We start from the raw sequence: 20604 nt of genomic DNA on the forward strand, positions 1-20604 counted from the left end.
TAAACGAGATAGGGGACGGAACGGCTCGCCAAAGAGGGCTTATCGCTTATCGCACGTCTACGATATTTGCGCAAGCCGCATGGAAGGTTTCTTGGAAACTGGAGTTCCGGTGCGTGCGGCCCCCAGGGAAAGGGGCCGCAGTACGGCTGACCCATCGACGCTCAACGGGAGCGACGTCCCGCCGGTTAGGCCGCGAGGAGTGGACAGAGCGCGCTCGCCTGCCGCTTGAGGTCGACATGCAGGCGAGCGACCAGAAAATCGCCCGGAGACATGAGCAAACGGTAATAAGCAATCCGTGATCGCGTCAATACCGCGAGATGTCCAATTGTCACGCTAATGCTTACCGCGCAACCGTGGACCAAGGATTGTGCGACTTATGGGCAGCATAAGGCTCGCGCAGAATAAGTCAATTCATTGGGCGTCCGGCGCCGGCGCGAGCCTTCGCGCGATCACAGGGGGACGGTCGAAGCCCATCAAAACGGTAGGAAAAGTCCGGTTACTTGTCAACCGCCGAACCGACGTGGAAGGCACGCCACTGCCGAGGCCGTCCACCCGGCTCCGAGGGGCTGGCGCAGGACACGCTCAGGCCGGAGACCAGCACGCGGCGCCCCGCCACCCCGCGCCGCCTGGAGCGCCGCGCTGCTCGACGCCCCGGTCTCGGCCCCAGTCACGGGCACCGTCCCCGCCGCCGTCAGCCGAGGAGGTCGCGTAGGAAGCGGCGGTAGTCCTCGTGCAGGTCGTGGCATGCCTGCCGGGCTTGTTCGAACTCGCCGTTGAGGACGCCGGCGGCGAGGGTGCGGTGGCGGGCGAGGGTGGCCTCGTCCATGGTGCTGCCGCTGGGGCTGATCTTGAGCACGGTGGAGATCTCGGTGGTGAACTCCTCCCACAGCCGGACGGCGGTCGCGGACCCGGCGGCGGCGACGATCGCGCGGTGGAAGCGGTGGTCGGCCCGCGTCGCCTCGGCGCCGTGCGCGACGCAGCGCTCCAGTTCGGCCAGCGCGGCCTCGACCTCCGCGGTCTCCGCCGCGCCCGGGGGCAGGCGGGTGGTCACGCCGAGGACGCCGCATTCGAGCACCTCGCGCATCACGGTCACCTCGACGAGGGAGCGCTGGGCGTCCCGGGACTGGAGGGCGACGTCCTTGGCGGTGACGAAGGCGCCCCGTCCCACCTGGACCTCCACCAGGCCGAGCGAGCTCAGCATGCCGAGCGCCTCGCGGATGACGGGCCGGGATACGCCGAACGCCTCGGACAGCCGCCGCTCCGACGGGAGCTTCTCGCCGGGGCCGTACCGCCGGGCGCGGATGTCCTGGAGCAGTTGGTCGGCGACGCGCGAGCGCTGGGTCTGCGCGCTCACCGGACTCCGCCACCGCACCGCGTCACCACTGCGTCACCACCGCGTCATCACCGTGTCGACTCCTTCGTTGGCGCATGTGCAACATACCGGGCGCCTCAGAGCGAAGGCGGCTCCGCGCGACCCCTGGACAGGAGCGGAACGCGTTGCTACATTCCCGGCACTGGTAAGACCAGTAATACCAGAAGGGGGTCACCGGTGCGTGACAGCGGGTCCATTCCGGAGACCACCGAGGCGCCGTGGTCCCCGCGCATCGGCGTCGACGGGCGCAAATTCCCGGGCGCGGTGCGGGGCGGGTGTCACGACACGCTCGTCCGCGCGCAGCGCGAGGGCTTCGGGGGCGTCTTCTTCCGGACGCTGCTCGACATGAGCCCGACCCTGGACGACGGGGAACTCCGGGAGATCCGCGACCACGCCGACGAGCTCGGCATGTACCTGGAGGCGGGGCTGGGGAAGGTCAACCCGTTCGCCACGCCGGAGACGCCCGAGCTGCGGGCGGCGGGGGACGGCGACATCCTGCTCGGGTTCCGCCGGATGATGGAGGCCGGTGCGCGGATCGGCTGCGTCGAGCTGTGGGCGGCCACGACCAACTACCAGGTCGGCTACCCCGGCAAGTTCGTCTGGGACCGGTTCCGCACGGACGTGACCTGGCGGGAGCAGCTCGCGGCGACCCGCCGTTTCCTCGCGCGGCTCCGCCCGATCGCCCTCGATCTCGGCATCCACATCAACCTGGAGACGCACGAGGAGATCACCTCCTTCGAGCTGGTCGAGCTGGTCGAGGCGACGGGCCCGGACGTGTGCGGCATCGTCTTCGACACCGCCAACCCGCTGCAGCGGCTGGAGCATCCGCGGTCCACCACCGACCGCGTCGCGCCGTACGTGCGGCAGACGCAGCTCAAGGACTGCTCGATCACGCCGGTCCGGGACGGCCTCCGGTTCGACCTCACGCCCTGCGGGGACGGCCTCGTCGACTTCGGCTATGTCCTGGCCGCGCTCGCCCGCACAGCTCCGGCCGTGAACCTGACCATCGAGAACCAGGAGTCGCGCGCGGACTTCCCCGGCCCGGCGCCGGTCACGGTCCTGCCGATCCGCGACGCGGACTTCGTCGGCTCGCACTCCGACCTGACGGTCCCGGAGTTCGCCGCGTTCACCGGCCTGGTGTACGGCCGCGCGTTGGAACGTTCGCAGGACGCGGTGCCGCCCGCCCGGTTCGGTGATGCCGAGGCGATGGCGGCCGTGCGGCGCAGCCTGGACCACGTCACGAAGGTCCGCGACCGCGTGGCCGCCGCCGCCCGGTGCCCGGCGGTGCCGGCATGAAGGTCGGGATCGACGGACGCAAGGTGCCCGGCGCCGCGGGACGTCCCGCCATCGAACGGTTGGACCTGGCCAAGGACCTGGGCCTCGACGGGGTGTTCTACCGGACCGTCTTCGACATGGACCCCGGCCTGGACGCCGGCAGGCTGGCCGAGTACCGCCGGCGTGCCGACGCCCTCGGGCTCTACCTGGAGGCCGGCGTGGGGAACGTCAACCCGTACGCGATGGCCGAACACCCCCACCTGCGGCGCGCGGGCGACGGCGACACCGTGCTCGGCTTCCGCCGCGCGATCGAGGCCGCGGCCGGGATCGGGTGCCGGGAGCTGTGGGTCGTCACCGGCGGCTTCAAGGACCATCCCGGCCGGTTCGCCTACGACCGGTTCCGGAGCGACGCCGACTGGCCCGACCAGCTCGCCGAGACCGCGCGGTTCCTGGAACTGCTCGCGCCGGTGTGCCGGGAGCACGGCGTCCACCTCAACCTGGAGACGCACGAGGAGATCACGTCCTTCGAGCTGGTGCGGCTCGTCGAGCGCGTCGGCGCGGACGTCCTCGGCATCACCTACGACACCACCAACCTCCTCCAGCGCGGGGAGGACCCGCTGGAGAGCGCCCGCCGCGTCGCGCCCCACGTGCGCCAGACCCACATCAAGGACTGCCTCCTCGGCAACAGGACGGACGGCATGCGGTACCAGCTCCGCCCGGTGGGGAGCGGGCTGCTCGACCTGGCGGCGATCCTGCGGTCGCTGCGGGACGCCGGAGCCCGGCCCAACCTCAGCCTGGAGACGCTCACCTCCGCGGCGGAGTCCGGCGGAGGCGAGGACGGCCCGCACCCCTACCTCCGCCCGCTGACGATCGAGCTGTACGACCCGGCCTGGCACGCCATGCATCCGGACCTGACGTCGACCGAGCTCGCCGCCGTCGTCCGGCTGGCGGCGGAAGGCGACCGCCGGGTCGCCGAGGGCGCCGCCGAGTCGATGCCCGCGTTCGCCGGACGCCCGTTCACGCACGCCGACGCGGTGGCCTTCGTCCAGGCCGGGGCCGCTCACCTGCGTTCGCTCGCGTCGCTAGGGGGTGTGCCGTGCGCGATGTAGCGGCCGTGCTGCCGTCCCGCTGGGACGAGCTCTGGGAACGGATCGACGACGACACGCTCGACGGGGTCGTGGTCCTCGGTGCGCCGGGATGCCTCGGGCCGTCCGCCGACTCGCCCGGCGACGTGCGGGTCCTCACCGGTTGGATGCCGCCCTTCAGCCCGGCCGCCGTGCTGCTCCGCCGCGACCGGCCGCCGATCGTGCTCGCGATCGGGCCGCACGACGCCCGGGGGTTCCGCGACCGCCTGGGCGACCTCGCGGACGTCCGGCAGGTGCCCAGAGCCGCCGCGCTCGCCGAATCGCTCGGGACGCTCCTCGGGACGCCGCGTCCCGGCCGCGTCGGCGTCGCCGGGCTGGCGGAGCTGTCCGCCGGGCTGGCCGGCGCGCTGCGCGGGCACCTGCGCGAGCCGCGCCCGGTGGACGGGCACCTCCACGCGATGCGGGTGCGCCACTACGCCGACTTCGCGGACCTGGCGAAGGCCGTCGCGGCCATCTCCGACGCGATGATCGAGCGGGTCTTCGCCGAGGCCGCCGCGCGCCCCCGCTCCGGCGCCGAGCTGATGGTCGCCGCCGAGCAGACCGGGCGTTCCCTCGGCGCCGAGTCGGCGGGGTGCTGGATCGCGACCGGCGCGGCGCCGTCCACCACCTACTTCGAGCAGCGGGAGCTGCGGGACGTCCTCGGCGACGGCGACCGCCTCCAGATCGGGACCACCGTCCGCTACGACGGCTTCTACGGCCAGAGCCTCCGGACGGCCGTGGTGGGCCGCCCGCGGGCGGAGCTGGAGGAGCACGCCCGCCGCCTGCTGGACGTCCAGGACGAGATCGCCGAGCTGATGCGCCCCGGTGTGCCGCTCGCGGACGTCGCCGCCCGCGCGGCCGAGCTCGTCGACGACGCGTGCCCCTACCCGGCCGGGGAGGACCCGTTCCGGTTCCAGTTCTGCCACGGGCTGGGGCTCAGCTACTCCGAACCCGCCATGCGCGCCGTCAGCGGCGCGGCCGACCCGCGGTTCGCGGACGCCGTCTTCGCCGAGGGCATGGTCGTGGAGGTCCACCCGAACTACTCCGTGCCGGGTCTCGGACACGTGTGCGCCGGGGACATGGCGCGGGTGACCTCGGCCGGAGCCTGCTGGCTCACCTCGTCGGCCCGTGGCCTGGTCCGCCTCGACATCGCCCCCCGCTAGTACCACCCACGTCAGGAAGGGCGCCACCGTGAACGAACAACCCCAGATCACTCCTGGTACGGCCGGTGCGGCCCGGGGAGCGCCGGCCCGGTCCCGCCGTGGCTTTCTCAAGCTCACGGCGGCGGGGACGGTGCTGGCCGGCGCCGGTTCGCTCGCGGCGGCCTGCGGGGGCGGCGCGGCGACCGGCGCCGCCGCGGGGAGGACCCGGCTCAAGGTCGCGCTCGGGTGGGTGACCAACATCGAGTTCGCCGGGTTCTGGCTGGCCGCCGACCGGGGCTACTACCGCGACGAGGGGCTCGACGTCGTGTTCAAGGGCGGCGGGCCCAACACCCCGCTCCCGCACGTCCAGCTCGCCTCCGGGGCCGTCGACTTCGCCGTCGACCCCAATATGCGCCAGGTGCTGGAGGTGATCGGCAAGGGCAACGACCTGGTGCTGCTCGGCGCCCAGTTCCAGACCGACCCCAACGGGCTGCTGTCCCTCGCCAAGAAGCCGCTGACCGGGCCGGGCGATCTGCCGGGACGGCGCATCCTCAGCCAGCAGGGCACCCAGCCGGTGCTGGAGGGCCTCTACAAGGCCAACCACCTGAAACCCGACTTCCAGTTCGTCCCGGCGGGGTTCGATCCCGGCGCGCTGGTCCAGGGCAGGGGCGACGCCTACAACTGCTTCGTCACCAACCAGCCCATCACCCTGGAGACCAAGTTCGGGCTCCAGCGCGGCTCGGGATACGAGGTCGTGACCTACGGCGCCCTGGGCTGCCCGGCCTACGCCAACGTCATCTCGTGCAAGCGCGCCACGGTGGCGCGGCGCCGCGACGTCGTCGTGAAGTTCATGCGGGCGTCCGCCCGCGGCTGGCAGGACAACCTGGCCGACCCGAAGGCCGCGGTGCGGCTCGTCATGCGCAAGTACGGCGTCGACCTCGGCCTTGACGAGAAGCAGCAGGCCCGCCAGAACGCTCTCCAGACGCCGCTGACCGAGAGCGAGCAGACCAAATCGAAGGGGATGCTGCGCATCGACCCGGAGATCCTCGGGTCCCGGATGTATTCGTGGCTCCGCCTGGCCGGGGCCACGCAGTTGCCGGACGTGGGCAAGGTCGTCGACACGTCGATTCTCGACGACGTCTTCAAGAAGGGGCCCCGGCTTTGAGCGGGCCGGTGGTCGACAGCGGGCGTCCGTCCTCGGGTGGATCCGAAGGCGACGCCGCCGCCGTGGAATTGCGCGGAGTCGCCAAGGACTTCACACTTTCCCGCAGGCGCGAGCCTTTGTGCGCCCTGGACGGATTCGACCTGACCGTCGCGCGCGGCGAATTCGTCGCCGTTCTCGGGCCGTCGGGCTGCGGCAAATCCACCGTGCTGCGGATGATCGCCGGGTTGGAGACGCCCACCTCGGGCTCGGTCCGGGTCGAGGGCGGCACCCCGTCCGCCCTGGTCGCCGAGCACCGCCTCGGCGTCGCCTTCCAGGACTCGGCGCTGCTGCCGTGGGCGAGCGCGTGGGACAACGTCGCGCTGCCGTTCCGGCTGGCCGGCCGGGCCGTGCCCGAGGAGCGGATCCGGACGCTGCTCACGACGGTCGGGCTGGAGGGCTTCGCCCGCGCCCGTCCGAAACAGCTCTCCGGCGGGATGCGGCAGCGGATCTCGATCGCCAGGGCCATGGCGCTGGACCCCGACGTGCTGCTGCTGGACGAGCCGTTCGGCGCGCTCGACGCCGTCACCCGCCGCCGCCTCAACCTCGAACTCGGAGCCGTCTGGGCGCGGCGGCGCACCACCACCGTGCTGGTGACCCATGACGTCGCCGAGGCCGTCCTGCTCGCCGACCGGGTGGCCGTGATGACCGGGCGCCCGGGGTCGCTGGCCCACATCGAGACCGTCGCGGCGCCGCGCCCGCGCGGGGAGGACTTCACCCGCGGCCACGAGTTCCACGAGGTCGTGGACCGGCTCGTCGCACTGCTCGACGATCCGTCCGGCGGCCGACGGTGATCGCCGTGCGGAAGGTGGGCGCCGTGCGGAGGGCGAACGCCGTGCGAAGGGCGGGCGCCGGCGTCCTGGGCGTCGCCGTCCTGCTGGGGCTGTTCGAGGTGGTCGGCCGGACGGGGGTCGCCGGTTCGACCTGGCCACCGCTGTCCTCCGTCGTCTCCTACAGCGTCGGGGATCCGGGACGGGTGATCCTCGCCCGCGCGGCCGAGGCGACCGTCGTCGAGGCGTCGGCCGGTCTCGCCGCCGGTACCTTCGCCGCGGTCGCCGCCGCCGCGCTGGGCCTGGTGGTTCCGTGGCTGCGGGCCGGGATGAGCCAGGTCGCGGTGCTGCTCAGCACCGTCCCGCTGATCGCGCTCGGCCCGGTCCTGGTCACCACGGTCGGCACCGAGCGGACCCCGGCGGTGATCGCGGCGCTCGGCTCGGGCTTCGCGGTGTTCGTCGCGATGTCCTCCGCGTTCTCCCGCCCGGCGACGAGCCTGGACGACCTGTTCCAGGTCCTCGGCGCCACGCGGACGAGCACCATGGTGCGGCTGCGCGCCCCCGCCGCGGTCCCGTCCTTCTTCGACGGGCTGGCGCTGGCCGCCCCGGCGGCGCTGCTCGGCGCGGTCGTGGGCGAGTGGTTCGGAGCTCCGCGCGGTATCGGCGTCCTGCTGGTGAGTTCGATGCAGAACTTCGACGTCGTCCAGCTCTGGGCGCACGCGCTGTGCCTGTCGGTCGTGTCCCTGGCCGCGTACGGGGCGTTGACCGGCGTCCGCCGGGTCTCCGTTCGCCGATTCACCTGAGGAGGAACTCGTGCACCACGCGCACGTCCCGCGGATCCTGATGCGCTGCCTCCAGGTCGCCTGGCCCGCCGTCCTCCTCGTCGGCGGATGGGCGCTGTGGGTCAGGGTGAACGGATACACCGACCTGGTGGCTCCGATGCCCCAGAGCGTCGCCGCGGACATCCTCACCCACCCGGGCGCCTACCTGGGGCCGGTGCTCACCACGACCTGGACGGCCCTCGCCGGCCTCGTCGCCGGGACGTTCGTGGGAGCCGTGCTCGCCGTCCTGGTCTGGTCCTCCCGCATCATGACCGCGGTGCTGACCCCGGCGGCGGTGCTGATGCGCTCGGTGCCGGTGGTCGCGATCGTGCCCGTCATGATCGGGCTGGTCGGCGCCGGTCGGCCCGCCGTCGTCGCGATCACCGTGGTGGTGACCTTCTTCCCGGCCTTCAGCCTGGTCGCCTCCGGGCTGCGGGCGCCGCCCCCGGGCGTCCGGGACGTCTTCACGGTGCTCGGCGCCTCGAAGGCCGCCACCCTGGCCCGCCTGCTGATCCCGTACGCGGTGCCGAACGCGCTGGTGGCCGTCCGCATCGCCGCTCCCAGCACGATCCTCTCGGCGATGCTGGCCGAGTTCCTCATCGGCAAGAGCGGCCTGGGATTCATGTTCGTCGACTCGGTGTCGTACTCCCACTACGCCCGGGCGTGGGGGACCGGCGTCGTCGCGACGGCGCTCGCGGTCGTCTCGTTCGTCGCGGCGACCCGCCTGGAGCGCTGGACCCTGGCCCGGGTGACCTGACCTTCACAGGAGGAACACACATGCACGCCGACGGCGCGTTCCGGGTCAGCCCGGTCAACACCCGGACAGAGCTGCACGACGGATACGACTGGCCCGTCCCGTTCACTCTCATCGACAGCACACTGCGCAAGACGCTGTTCACGGCCGGCACCGTGACCACCATCGACGGGTTCCTGCGGATCGCGGAGCAACTGGCGGCGGCCGGGGTCCGGCACGAGTCCCTCAACGTCGACTGGACCGGCGGCACGACGCCGCCCGAACGCCAGTTGGAGCTGGTGCGAGCGGTCGGCTCCCGCGACCTCGGGTTCAGCCTGAACGTGTTCGCCGACACCCTCCTGCCGCTCGGCGGGCCCGCCCCGCCGGTCGGCATGCGCGAGACCGCCGAACTGCTCGTCGAACTCGGCGCCGACACCTTGGCTCCCGGCCTCGTCCCGGCCCTCGACGCGGACGCCCGGGCACGCCGGCTGGACGGGCTCGAAGCGCTCTTCGACGTGGCCTGCGACCTGGGCGCGGGGGTGACCGTCACCGTGGCGCAGGTGGGCCTGCGCGACCTCGACGAGATGCTGCCCGCGGTCAACCGGGCGATCGAGCTCGGCGCGCTGCGGATCGACCTGATGGACTCGGTGAGCAGTCTCGGCCCCGAAGCCATGAAGGCGTTCGTCCGGGAGTTCCGCGACCGGCTGGCGGCGCCCGTGCCCCTGACCATGCACACCCACGACGACTTCGGCCTGGCCACCGCGTGCACCCTCGCGGCAGCGACGGCCGGCGCGTCCCCCGACGTCGCCGCCGGCGGAGTGTCGTACCGGTGCGGGTTCGCCGCGATGGAGGAGGTCGTCCTCGCTCTGGAGACCCTCTACGGCGTGCGCACCGGCGTCGACCTGTCGGCCCTCACCCGCCTCGCCCGGACGGTGGCCGAGGAGTCGGGCCTCCCCATCCCGCCGCTCAAGCCGGTCGTCGGCCGCTACGCCTACCTGCGCCACATGCCGCGCGACGTGGCGGCCGCACTCCGCGACGGCCCGACCGCCTTCCCGCCGTCGTCTTGCGTCGCCCCCGAAATGGTGGGCGGACGCCTGGAATGGGTGTGGGACAGCCTCGGAACCGACGACATGGCCGCCGCCCTGGCACAGTCCCTCGGCGAGAGGCTCACCGGCGAGGAAGCGGCTGCCGTCCGTCGCGCCCTCGACGCCGCCGTGGCCGAAATCGAGCATTACCCGCGGTGGCTGGAGCCGGAACGCGCAGCGGAGACAGCCGCCCAGACCATCGCCGACCTACGCCGCCAAGAGAAAGTCGCCTTCAACGTGACCCACGCCGCCGTCGAGGCCGGCGTGCAGGTCTTCGACGAACTCGACATGCGCCGGGCCACGGAGCTGGCGTACGAATGCTGCGCCTGGGCCCCGTGGGCGGACCGCCTTTGCACCGGCCGCCCTTACCGCACTTGGACCGCATTGGACGAGGCCGCCCGCACGGGCCTGGCCAACCTCCAAGAGGACTCGCTGACCACGCTCGTCGACAAGCACCCGCCAATCGGCGCCGAAGACCTCGCCACCACTTTCTCCAGTCTCGAACAGTCCTCGCTGGCCGCGTCCCCGATGCTGCTGCGCGAGCTGGCCCACCTCAACGCGGCATACAGGACCCGTTTCGGGTTCACCTACCTGGTCGCAGCCGAGGGGCGCACCGCCGCCGACCTCGTCGCGAACATGCGACGCCGCATGAAGAACCCCAAACCAAAGGAACTATCCGTGTCCCGCGCACAACTGGCGACAATCGTCCACACACGACTCCGCCGCACACTCACCGCCCTCACCCGCGAACTCTGACCTAGAGCCGTCCCGCAACGCCCCGCCACCTACCGCCAAGACCACCACCCTGCCGGACGCCTGCGCGCACGGTCGAGCGGCAGGTGCCCGAGGAGTTGTGGGAGCTGTTTCAGCGGGTGGTGCCGCCTGCTCCGACGCGGCCGCAGGGCGGTGGCCGGCGTCGGTATGGGGATCGTGAGGTGCTGGCGGCGATCATCTTTGTGGCGATCACTGGTTGTACGTGGCAGCAGTTGCCGCCGGTGTTCGGGCCGTCGGGTCCTACCGCGCACCGGCGTTTCACCGAGTGGAGTGCCGCGCGGGTGTGGGCCAGGCTGCATCGCCTGGTGCTGGATGAGTTGGGCGCGCGCGGTGAGCTGGACTGGTCGCGGTGTGCGATCGACTCGGTCAGCGTCCGCGCCGCCAAAGGGGGGAGCTGACCGGCCCGAATCCTGTCGACCACGGCAAACGTGGGTCGAAGATCCATCTGCTGGTCGATCATGCCGGACTGCCCCTGTCTGTCGGGATCTCAGCGGCCAACACCCACGACAAGCTCGCGCTGGAGCCGCTGGTGCGGGGCATCGCACCGATCCGTTGGCGGCGCGGGCCACGCCGACGGCGCCCGGCCAAGCTGCACGGCGACAAAGGCTACGACTACGCCGAGCTGCGGCGCTGGCTCCGCAGCCGGGGCATCACCCCGCGCATCGCCCGGCGCGGCATCGAGCGCTCCGACCGGCTGGGCCGACACCGCTGGGTGGTGGAACGAACGGTGTCCTGGCTGAGCGGCTGCCGCCGACTGCACCGCCGCTACGAACGCAAACCCGAGCACTTCCTGGCCTTCGTCGGCATCGCCGCCACCCTCATCTGCCACCGCCGACTAACCAAATGAGATGACGTCTTACCCACCTGGGTGACTGCCGGAGGTTGGAGATCAGTGCGTTGAAGGCCGTTATCGGACTGAACTCGCGTACCAGGTTGGGAGTCTTCACAAGTCGGACGAACTTCCTGTAAGGCCGGAGGTGACGGGGCGTGTCCGTTCCTTTAGAGCCGGGCGATCCGGAGCGGTTGGGAGAGTACTGGCTGGCGGGGCGCCTTGGCGCGGGAGGCCAGGGAGTGGTCTTCGACGCCTACGCAGCGGACGGGACGCGGGTGGCCGTCAAGGTGTTCCACACCGGGGACGGCAAGCCCGCGGATCTGCGGCGGATGGGCCGGGAGGTCGCTGCGGCGCAGCGCGTGTCGGCGTTCTGCACCGCGAGGGTTTTGGACTGGCGGTTGGACGGGGCGCGTCCGTACATGGTGAGCGAGTTCGTGGAGGGCCCGAGCCTGGCGCGGGCCGTGCAGGACGGCCGACGGTTCATCGGTGACGATCTGCACCGGCTGGCGGTGGGGATCGCGACGGCGCTGACCGCGATCCATGAGGCGGGCGTGGTACATCGGGATCTGAAGCCCGGCAACATTCTGCTGGGGCCGGACGGCCCGCGCGTGATCGATTTCGGAATCGCCCGCACGCTGGAGATGTCTGTCACTCCCGGTCCTGCGGCGGGAACACCGTTGTATATGGCGCCGGAGCAGTTTCGGAACGGTGACGTGGGGCCGGCGGCCGACGTGTTCGCCTGGGGCGCGATCTTGTTGTTCGGCTGCACCGGCGACCATCCCTTCCGCGCGGACAACCTGTCCGCGGTGATGCACCGTGTCCTGACCGCCCGCCCCGACGTGAGCGTCCTGCCCGAGGCGTTGCGGCCGTTGGTCGCCGCCGCCCTGGCCAAGGATCCGTTGGAGCGTCCAGCGGCGCGCACGCTGCTCGCAGCGCTGACCGGCGGCCCTGCCGCCGACGCGAGCGGGCTCATGGCCGCGGGCACCGCCGAGGCCGGGCTGCTGGCCCGCTGGGAACCGACTGATCCCGCGCTGGGGCGGGTCGCCGAGGAGGCCTACCTCTCGCTGTCCGCCCACGACCAGGGACTGGTGCCCGAAGTGTTCCTGCGTCTGGTGACGATCGGCGACCAAGGCCAACTCGCGCCTCGTGCGGTCGCGGCGCCGGAACTGCCGGACGGTCCTCGGTCGGACGAGAGCGAGGCGTTTGATCGGATTCTGGCCGCCTTCGCCCCGCTCATCACGCGAGTCGACGCGCGGATCGTGCTGTCGCGCCCGGCCGTGTTACGGGCCTGGTCGCGGGCACGCGACTGGCTCGACCGGTACGCCGACGGACTGCCCGGTCACCAGCAGATCCGCCGGGCGGCGCGTGCCTGGGACGACAACGGCCGCAGGCATGCGGACGTGCTGACCGGCAGCATTTTGCAGGAGGCTCTGTTATGGGCCGCAAGTCACCGCCGTCCCGCCCTTAACCGGCTCGAACGCGATTTCCTCGACGCCGGGTCCCGGGCCCAGGTGCGCGGCAGGCGTCGCCGTCGGCTGGTCATCGGGGCGTTGATGACGCTGGTGCTCGTCGCGGGAGCCGCAGGCGGTGCGGCCGAGGTGCAAAGCCGCGTCGCCGCCGGCGAACGCGGCAAGGTCACCGCCCAGCGCAACCGCGAGAGGGCGCGGTCTCTTGTGGCCGAGGCCGACGCCCTGCGGCTCACCGACCCCCGCACCGCCATGCTGCTGGACGCCGCGGCCGGGCGGATCGCGCCACACGAAGCGCAGGTCCTGGCAGGGCTGCATGACGCGCTCACCGCACCAGCCGTCGACGCCTTCACTCCGCCCGGCGCCGACGGCGGCACCCAGTACGCGCTGAGCGGCGCGGGCACCACCCTTGTCGGTGTCAAGGACGGGACCGCCCGCCTATGGGATGTGAGCTCCGCCCGCCTGACACGTCAGGTCTCAGGCATCGACGGTGACGTCCACGTGGTCGCACTCAACGGCGACGCGACCCTGCTGGCCGTACGGGACGATGACGCGGTACAGCTGTGGAACACGGTCACAGGCAAGCGGATCGGCGTGCCGATCCCGGTCGGCCCCGCCGAGACTCTCGGTGATCTGCACGCAGGTGTGCTGCGTTTCAGCGCTGACAGCCGCTTTCTGCGCGTTCCCGGAAGCACTCTGGCGGCGGGCGACTGGGTGAACCTGCGCACCCGCTCCAGGGTGCGCGTCGGCTCGCGTCCAGTGGAGACGCTCGGCCCCGATGGCGTCTTCGGCGCCGTACGCGTCTCCAGACCATCTTCCTTGCAGGACGGCGCCTCTCCGGTCCAGGTGTGGAATCTAGCCGAGGGCATCCGCAGGACGTTGTCCGGCTTGGCCGCGCTCACCAAGGTCACCGACACACTGTTCAGCGCGGACGGACGGCGATTCGCTGCCGTCGAGGAAGACCAACTCCACATCTGGGACCTCACCACGGGGCGCGAACTACCCTCCGACAGCCAATTCAACGACTCTCTAGACGAGACGAGTCTGTCACCGGACGGCAGCCTGCTGATGGTGGTCGACAGCGACGGCGTCTCGGTCCGCGCGGTCGGCTCCGGAACGGAGTTCGCCCGGCTGCCCCTCACCTCCGTGCAGGAGGTGGCCTTCAGCGCCGACGGCGGCGTGCAGCGGGTTCTCGGCGCCGACGGCACAGTGATCACACTGCGGGTCGGCCATCCGGCCGCCCCGAACCCCACCGGGACGTCCGCGCTGTCCGGCTCCGCGCAGCTCATGGCGGTCGTTGACCGAGATCGGCTCGTCGTGCGAGAGGTGGCCACCGGCCGCACTCTGTGGTCACGGCCAGTGCTCGATCTCAGAGCGCTGGAAGGTCTCGGCGGCCTGAACGCCTACGGCTGCCTGTGCGCGGTCGCCTTCAGTCCTGACGCCACGAAGGTCGCGGTGGGCGGCTCATTGGTCGACAGCACCAACGACCATGTCCACATCGCCATCCTGAACACCTCCAACGGCGCTCTCCTCAAATCCTTCCCTTTAGCGCAGTACGAGGGCGTCGCAGGCGTGTCGAGCATGGCGTTCAGCCAGGACGGGCACCTGCTCCAGGTGGCGCCCAGCCAGCTCGGGGACGAAGGCGTCCCCAAGATCGCCTCAATGGAACTCTGGAGTTGGCAGGACGCCTCCGGAACGGCGCTGCGCGGCATGGACAGCACAGGCGCGGCATTCCACCCCGATGGGAGCACCCTGGTCACCGCAGGTGGAACATTGATCGACGTCGCGTCCCACAGGCGGCTGCGGCAGCTGGGCAACGCGCAGGGCGCAGCGTTCAACCGGGACGGAACGAGCCTGGCGATCTCCGGCCCAAGCCACATCACGATCTGGGACACCCGTACCTGGCGGCCGCTGCCCGTCCACCTCGCCGCAGCGAACCCGACCACACCCGTCTTCTCCCCAGACGGCCGCACACTCGCCGCCCTCACAGACGGCGGGCTCCAACTCTGGGACCTCCCGACCGGCCGCCCGCTCGGGGCACCGATTCCGGGCCAGTACGTCGACGCCCGTTTCGACCGGACAGGCGAACACCTTCACCTCCTCGGCGAGAACGGAACCACCCACCACACGATCCCCATCGCCCCGCACCACCTGCTCGCCGCAGTCTGCTCCCGCGCCGGCCGCACCCTCACCAGAAAAGAGTGGCATCAGCACGTCCCAGGTCTCCCCTTTCAGAACGTCTGCCCCTGATCGCCTCACATCCCTCTCCTGCGGCAGCCCCACCGGAACCTGACGGGTTCGAGCCCGGCGAGACCGCCGACCCGGGCAACCCCCTGCCGCTCCCCGGCACCTGTTCACCCGCATCGTCGGGCAGTTTCTACCGCTACCTACCGACGGCAAGACATAAGGCCCTCAGGCCCCCCTCCCCACGGCCCCCGCGTCCTGGGCTCCTTGACCGTTATCCAGCCTTCGCCCCAGACCGCGATGATGACTCGGCTCGGGCCCGGGGAAGTACGGGGGGTTCGTGGATTCTTGGCGCCTCTGCTGGTGGAACCCACATTTCAATCGGGGTGAGCGCCTCTGCCCTGATCATGGCCCCGCGATCGGGCACCGAGAAGGTGACCGAGCTTCGATCAATCCGGTCCAGCACTCGCGGAAAGGAAGGGACACCGGTCCGAAGGTGGCCTATCTCGACTTCATCCGGGCACGTGAACGACCCCGGCATGTCGGACGATGCTGGACGGGTGAGACCCGTAGAGCGAAGACCTGCCCGGCATCATGGTAAACGGCACCACCATGGGGCGCGCAGGCGTCGGCTGTGGCTGGGCGGCCTGCTATCGGCCGTACTCGTCACAGTGCTCAGCACGGTGATCTTCAACGCCCTCCATCGCGGCGTCTCTCACATCACCGGACCTCCATTGCCGTTCTCAATGACCGTCCGGATGAACGAGGTCAGCGGTACGGGTCCCAGCTGCGGAAAGCTGTATCTGATCGATCGGACCGTTGAAACGATGCCGCGGATTCCTGACAGTACGCCGCCCGACCGCTGGTGGAAGGCTCTCGGTGCGGTCGACGCCGAAGACACCACCATCGAGATCGTGCTCCAAGGGAACACCCCGAACGCGGTCGTGCTCCGGAATCTGCAAGTAGAGGTGACACAACGCAGACCACCGGCCCGAACTGGCGCTGTGTACTCATCGGGACAGTGCGGCGGGCCGATGGACCCACGCAAGTTCTCGGTGGATCTGGACCAATCGCCACCCAAGCCGGTGCCGCAGGCAGGCGCGAGCCAAGCCCCAGACGGCGCGGACATTGAGCAGCCGCCGATCAACTTCCCCTACAAGATTTCCGATGCCGATCCGGAGATCTTCATCGTCAGCGCCGACACCGCCCACTGCGACTGTTCCTGGCATCTCCTGCTGACCTGGTCTCAGACTGGCCAACAGAAGACGAGCAGGGTCGATCTCAATGGCCAAGACTTCCGCACCACAGCCACTGAAGGGCTCCGACACTGGTGGTCACCTCGAAGCGGCTATCCCTGGGCCGCCGTCCAACCATAACGCGCACAATTGATCGACGGTCAGCTGCTGTCACGCAGCTACGACTCAAGCCCTAGAGCGGCGCGACCATATCCGCCACATCAGCGACCCCCGTGAGCAACACGCCCGGCCCCATCGAACCGACCACCGAGAGAACGGACCCGGCGAACACACCACGTCATGGTCGACTGGCCCGTGGAGGCCACCCGGGCCCAGCCGTGGACGGCACGCCAAGCGAAGCTCGACGACGATCGGGTGACCGGACGTGGCAGAGCGGCTGCACCTGCCAGCGACGAAGCGGCACAGCGTGGGGACGCCCGTAGCGCGCACGGTGCGGGAACAGATCCTCCGGGCGAGCCGCCCAACCCGCCCAAGCCCGAGTCCGGGGCAAGCGGGCACCGGGACCCGCCAAGATGCGACCGCCGCCCGAGATGCCTTCACCGCTGGCGGGAACCAGTACATCACCAACGTCGGCGGGCTGAGCGACGCGCCCTCCGCAGAGCCGCTGGGTCGAGTGATCGGTGAACTGGACAAGCAGGACGCGCTGGCGCTGGAGGTCCACCTGGCATTCGAAGCGGACGCGTCCGGACAGGTGCCGGGTCTGCCGGTGTACTTGCCCCGGCCGGGGTTCGATGACCGGTTGCAGGCCGCCGTGGCGGACGCAGGGCAGGGCAGCCGCATGGTGGTGGTCGGGGATTCCTCCGCGGCTAAGACGAGGGCTGCTGGGAGGCGATCCGCGCCGAACTACCCGGCTGGCGGGTCTGGCACCCGCTCACCCCTGAACGGCCGACCGCGCTGCCGAAGCGGTCCGCGCCGGACGGGTCGCCGCGCGGACGGTGATCTGGTTGAACGAGGCCCAGTTCTACCTGCAGCCTGCAGGCGGGGAACAGCTCGCAGCCGAGTTGCAGGCTACGAGCAGGCGAGTCCGGCGGCGCGGCTGTGCTGTGGGCGGCAATGGACTCTCGCCGCCTGGGCCACAGCCTGGTTCCTTCCCGAACCCCTGCTGCGCGACGCCGCCCCCTGCCGCCTCGACCACTACGACTGGGACCAGAACGGCGGCACCGCCTGCTTCCCCGCCATGGTGGACGAGCTCACAGCCCGGCACCGGCGTCTGCCCGGTCCGCTGGGCGAACACCAGGCCCGCCCCGGTGATCCACAATCACCCTGACGCGCTGGTGGACCGGGCCTGGCTGCGGAAGGCGACCGGTGACCGCTGGAGCGCTGACCTGCTGCACCGTGTCGGCCTGTCCTCCGCTGGGGACGCTGAGGAACCTTGGACCTAGCGTTCCGCTCAGGGGCGGGTTCAGGAACCACGACCGACTGGGAGCACGCTTGGTAAGGACGTTGCTACCGGCCTCGCCGTTTGTCCTCCCAGCCGCGTGTCCTGTTCCCAGTCCCCGAACGAGCGACCCTTGGCACCACGTCCGGAGCCCGAAGAATGCGGAGATGGACGCCTCAAATGCCAGTTCTATGTAAGCATCCGGTCCCTGGTCAGCGGTCCGCAAGGCCATGCCTGCACGCCGCGGGCGCAAACGGTGCCTCAGCTGACTACTTCACGAGACCCTACGGGCCTCTCAAGGCCAACAGCGAACCCCGACCTGACCAGGCCAACCCAACCAGCACCGAACCTGGCCTCACGGAGACCATCACTCTCCTGGGAAGGAGACGGATAATCCGGTGGATCACCGCACGGGCAGGTGGTGGACGGTGCTCAGTCCTTCCGTTGCCGCTGGACCTGGAAGGAGAAATCGGTGCCGCGGTGGTAATCACGGGATAGCAGAATGGGCCTTCCCTCGTCGTCGGTGTGTTCCTGGGTGAGGAGGAGCCAGGCGATGTTCGACGGCATTTCGAGTCGTTCCGTCAACGACGGGTCGAGGTGCACCGCGGAGACCGTGGCGGTCGCCGCCGACACCCGATGGCCCGCCTGCTCGAAGAGCTTGAACAGGGAACCGGTCCAGTCGATCTCCGATATCGGCTGCTCGAAGATTGCGCGCTCGAAGACATCGATGCTGTAGACGACCGCGTCGTTCTCGTGCCGTCTCAGGCGTTCGAGCCTGATCACGGTCCGGCTCGCGGGCAGGCGGAGCGCGTCGCGTTCGGCGGGCGTGGGCTCGTCGAGCGTGACCGACAGCACGGCGTTCGTGACCTGGAAGCCCCGGCTGGCGAGCATGTCGGTCACGCCTTCGAGCCGGGTGAGCGGGCGCTGCACCGTCGGACGAGTACGGACGAAGCGGCCGAGTCCCTGCTGCGACTGCACGAGTCCCTCTTGTTCGAGGAGACGAAAAGCTTCGCGCACGGTCGTCCGCCCGACCTTGTGCCGTGCGATGAGCTCGTTCTCGCTGGGGAGCCGGTCGCCCGGTTGGAGGCCGTCCTCAAGGATCATGCGTTCGAGATCATCGCGCAGCGTGTGCGGCAGTGACCGGCCGTCCCTCGGCTCGGGCTGGGCGGTCGAATGGCGTTTCACGGACATGATGGAGATCGTTTCATTGAGGATGTCGGCGGGCATGCGCGGGGCGGATTATCGCGTTCGGCCGCCGGCGCGGCCCGTCCAAAAAGGGCGGCTAATTCGCTCTGACGTTATTCGAGGTCATTCCGGGTGGGATAGGACGGGACGCAGAGTCTCCGGGTCACGGAGTAGGACGCGACGGCGATTGCGGTTTGGCAGGAATGATACAGGGACTCGCTTTTGGAGAGTTCGGCGGCGAAGGCTCCGGCGAACGCGTCTCCGGCGCCCGTGGGGTCCACCGCGGTGACCTTCGGCGCCGCCAGGTGGGTCGATATTCGTCCGTCGAAAAGGGTCGCCCCGTGCGCACCGTGGGTGATGATGACGGTGGGGACGCCGAGCCGTGCGCTGAGCGCGACCGTGGCATCCGCCGGGGGCTGCCCCGAATGGCGTCCGCTCGTACCGAGCAGGTCGTGCCCTTCGAGATCGTTGACGATCAGGACGTCGATGTCGGACCACGGGTCGGGGTGGGCGAGGAACTGTTCGACCGGGCTCGCGTTGCAGACGACGGTCGCGCGCGCGGAGGCGACGCGCGCGGCGTGCAGGCTGACCGCGAGAGGGATCTCTCCCTGGATGCTGAGCACGTCCCCGTGGACCAGGTGGGCGAGCGCCCGGTCGACGTCGGCCAGGTCGAGGGCGTCGGCGGCGCCGGGCCACGTCGCGACGATCTGGTTCGCGTCGTCGGCGACGAGGATGAAACTGCGCCCGGTGGCCGTGCCGGGGACGCGGGCGACTCCCGTGGCGCCGACGCCTTCCCGGCGGAGGAGTTCCAGCGCACGGTCCCCGATGGGATCGTCCCCGACCGAGCCGATGAAGCGGACGGGCGCCCCTAGCCGGGCGGCCGCGACCGCCTGGTTCGCGCCCTTCCCTCCGTCGCTGTCGGCGAGGGTGTGCGCCGCCACGCTCTCCCCGCTTCTGGGGAGCGCGCGGCAGTACATGAAGCTGTCGTGGATGTAGGCGCCGAGGATGTGGACGGTCATGCGTTGATGCCCAGGTGGAGCGGCGCGATGGACGCGGCGTCGACGGTCACCTCCATGTCCGGGTGGTCGTGGGCGAGCGTCACCGGGTACATGACGTCGGGTTCGCCGGTAAGCAGCAGGACGCGGACGATGAACTGCTTCCAGGCGCCACCGTCGGTGATCAGGTGCAGCTTCCGGGCCGACAGGATTTCGCTCATGCCGATGGTGACGGCCATGCGCGGGATGGTCTGCGTGTAGCCGCCGGTGGTGCGGTGCGAGTGCGCGACGATCGTGTCCTCCAGCAGCGGTACGACGCGGGTTCTGGACGCCCTGAACTCCTCGACCGTGTAGTGGTGCCACCGGGTGGCGGGCGGTTCGTTGAAGGCGAGGTGCCCGCGGTACCCGAATCCGGCGAAGCAGGTGTCGGCGCCGCCGGCGTCTCGCAACCGGTTGGTGAAGGCGTCGGGGTCGTGGACGTCCGGGTAGACGATGTTCCGCGGAGCGGGGCGAAGGTCCGCGTCCAGGAGGCCGTACAGGTTGCGGTCGCAGAAGCCGCGGAAGCTGAACGGGTGGTCGGGGCCTACCTGCCGCCCCTGCCAGTCGAGGAACTCGTCCATGTGGAAGGCCAGGACGTTTTGCCAGGTGATCCGCTCCTCGTTGCAGATCCGGGCCAGCAGCGGGTACTGGCTCTTCGGCCCGACGGGGAGGATCCACCGGGTGGGCCGACCGGCCTCGTTGTTGGTCTTGATCTCGTCGGCCATGAGACGGGCCAGCCAGGAGTAGAGATGGTCGAGGTTCGGCAGCACGCGCACCTTGTGGCGCGTCTCCTTGATCAGCTCGTCGACGGGCATGGTGAGCTGCTCGGGGGTGAGATCGTGGGCGAAGCGTGCGATGGGCCGCATCAGGGGTCCTGTCATGTGTCGGGCTGACGGGTCGGGTTCGTTGGGCGCGTTCCGGGAAGTGGATGAGCGGTTCGGAGTGCGTGAGTAATCCAGGGAGTGGAAGGGC

At 70.5% G+C, this 20604-nt stretch carries 16 protein-coding genes; 11 read left to right on the top strand and 5 right to left on the bottom strand.

From position 1 onward, the window contains the following. Positions 1 to 185: 185 nt before the first annotated feature. Together FXF68_RS44730 and FXF68_RS06845 are read right to left on the bottom strand one after the other, a co-directional pair. Positions 186 to 272 carry a putative leader peptide gene (locus FXF68_RS44730; protein WP_148758236.1) on the bottom strand — a complete coding sequence of 29 codons (87 nt, stop codon included), beginning with the start codon at positions 270 to 272 and terminating at the stop codon, positions 186 to 188. A gap of 419 nt (positions 273 to 691) precedes the next feature. Next, complete coding sequence (locus FXF68_RS06845; protein ID WP_187437768.1) at positions 692 to 1354, bottom strand: FadR/GntR family transcriptional regulator; 663 nt, start codon at positions 1352 to 1354, stop codon at positions 692 to 694. Positions 1355 to 1549: 195 nt separating this feature from the next. Between FXF68_RS06845 and FXF68_RS06850 the strand changes: the two genes are divergently transcribed. The 11 genes from FXF68_RS06850 (at position 1550) to FXF68_RS06900 (ending at position 16155) form a co-directional block, all read left to right on the top strand. Further along, positions 1550 to 2668: a sugar phosphate isomerase/epimerase family protein gene (locus FXF68_RS06850; RefSeq protein ID WP_222869822.1), complete on the top strand. Its 1119-nt coding sequence runs from the start codon at positions 1550 to 1552 to the stop codon at positions 2666 to 2668. Beyond that, positions 2665 to 3756, top strand: a complete 1092-nt coding sequence (locus FXF68_RS06855) for a sugar phosphate isomerase/epimerase family protein (RefSeq protein ID WP_148757995.1) — start codon at positions 2665 to 2667, stop codon at positions 3754 to 3756. Before FXF68_RS06850 ends, FXF68_RS06855 begins: the two co-directional genes overlap by 4 nt. Further along, on the top strand, positions 3744 to 4934 hold the full coding sequence (locus FXF68_RS06860) for a M24 family metallopeptidase (protein WP_148757996.1): 1191 nt from the start codon (positions 3744 to 3746) through the stop codon (positions 4932 to 4934). The genes FXF68_RS06855 and FXF68_RS06860 overlap by 13 nt, the downstream gene beginning before the upstream one ends. A gap of 28 nt (positions 4935 to 4962) precedes the next feature. After that, positions 4963 to 6078, top strand: coding sequence for an ABC transporter substrate-binding protein (locus tag FXF68_RS06865; RefSeq protein WP_187437769.1), 1116 nt, complete (start codon positions 4963 to 4965; stop codon positions 6076 to 6078). After that, on the top strand, positions 6075 to 6908 hold the full coding sequence (locus FXF68_RS06870; RefSeq protein WP_222869823.1) for an ABC transporter ATP-binding protein: 834 nt from the start codon (positions 6075 to 6077) through the stop codon (positions 6906 to 6908). The genes FXF68_RS06865 and FXF68_RS06870 overlap by 4 nt, the downstream gene beginning before the upstream one ends. Before the next feature lie 23 nt (positions 6909 to 6931). After that, on the top strand, positions 6932 to 7687 hold the full coding sequence (locus FXF68_RS06875) for an ABC transporter permease (protein ID WP_222869824.1): 756 nt from the start codon (positions 6932 to 6934) through the stop codon (positions 7685 to 7687). Positions 7688 to 7697: 10 nt separating this feature from the next. Beyond that, the gene (locus FXF68_RS06880; RefSeq protein ID WP_148757998.1) at positions 7698 to 8462 is read left to right on the top strand and encodes an ABC transporter permease; all 765 of its coding nucleotides are present in this window, start codon (positions 7698 to 7700) and stop codon (positions 8460 to 8462) included. Between the two features lie 20 nt (positions 8463 to 8482). Beyond that, entirely contained in the window at positions 8483 to 10279 is a 1797-nt protein-coding gene (locus FXF68_RS06885; protein WP_148757999.1) for a 2-oxo-4-hydroxy-4-carboxy-5-ureidoimidazoline decarboxylase, read from the top strand. Between the two features lie 83 nt (positions 10280 to 10362). Further along, a protein-coding gene (locus FXF68_RS06890; RefSeq protein WP_246178366.1) for an IS5 family transposase occupies positions 10363 to 11144 on the top strand; the annotation gives its coding sequence in 2 pieces (ribosomal slippage) (positions 10363 to 10690 and positions 10690 to 11144; 783 coding nt in all). A 140-nt stretch (positions 11145 to 11284) separates the two neighbouring features. Beyond that, positions 11285 to 14845, top strand: a complete 3561-nt coding sequence (locus FXF68_RS06895; protein WP_148758001.1) for a WD40 repeat domain-containing serine/threonine protein kinase — start codon at positions 11285 to 11287, stop codon at positions 14843 to 14845. 605 nt (positions 14846 to 15450) lie between these two features. Further along, positions 15451 to 16155, top strand: coding sequence for a hypothetical protein (locus FXF68_RS06900; RefSeq protein WP_148758002.1), 705 nt, complete (start codon positions 15451 to 15453; stop codon positions 16153 to 16155). Between the two features lie 1690 nt (positions 16156 to 17845). Here the strand turns inward: FXF68_RS06900 and FXF68_RS06905 are convergent. From FXF68_RS06905 to FXF68_RS06915, 3 genes are all read right to left on the bottom strand, one after another. Then, a complete protein-coding gene (locus tag FXF68_RS06905; protein WP_148758003.1) occupies positions 17846 to 18640 on the bottom strand; it encodes a GntR family transcriptional regulator in 795 nt (264 codons plus the stop codon). 71 nt (positions 18641 to 18711) lie between these two features. Next, a complete protein-coding gene (locus FXF68_RS06910) occupies positions 18712 to 19617 on the bottom strand; it encodes a ribokinase (protein ID WP_148758004.1) in 906 nt (301 codons plus the stop codon). Further along, positions 19614 to 20498, bottom strand: coding sequence for a sugar phosphate isomerase family (locus FXF68_RS06915; RefSeq protein ID WP_148758005.1), 885 nt, complete (start codon positions 20496 to 20498; stop codon positions 19614 to 19616). The genes FXF68_RS06910 and FXF68_RS06915 overlap by 4 nt, the downstream gene beginning before the upstream one ends. Positions 20499 to 20604: the final 106 nt, after the last annotated feature.

The organism is Actinomadura decatromicini, assembly GCF_008121305.1.
GTDB classification, from domain to species: Bacteria; Actinomycetota; Actinomycetes; order Streptosporangiales; family Streptosporangiaceae; genus Spirillospora; species Spirillospora syzygii.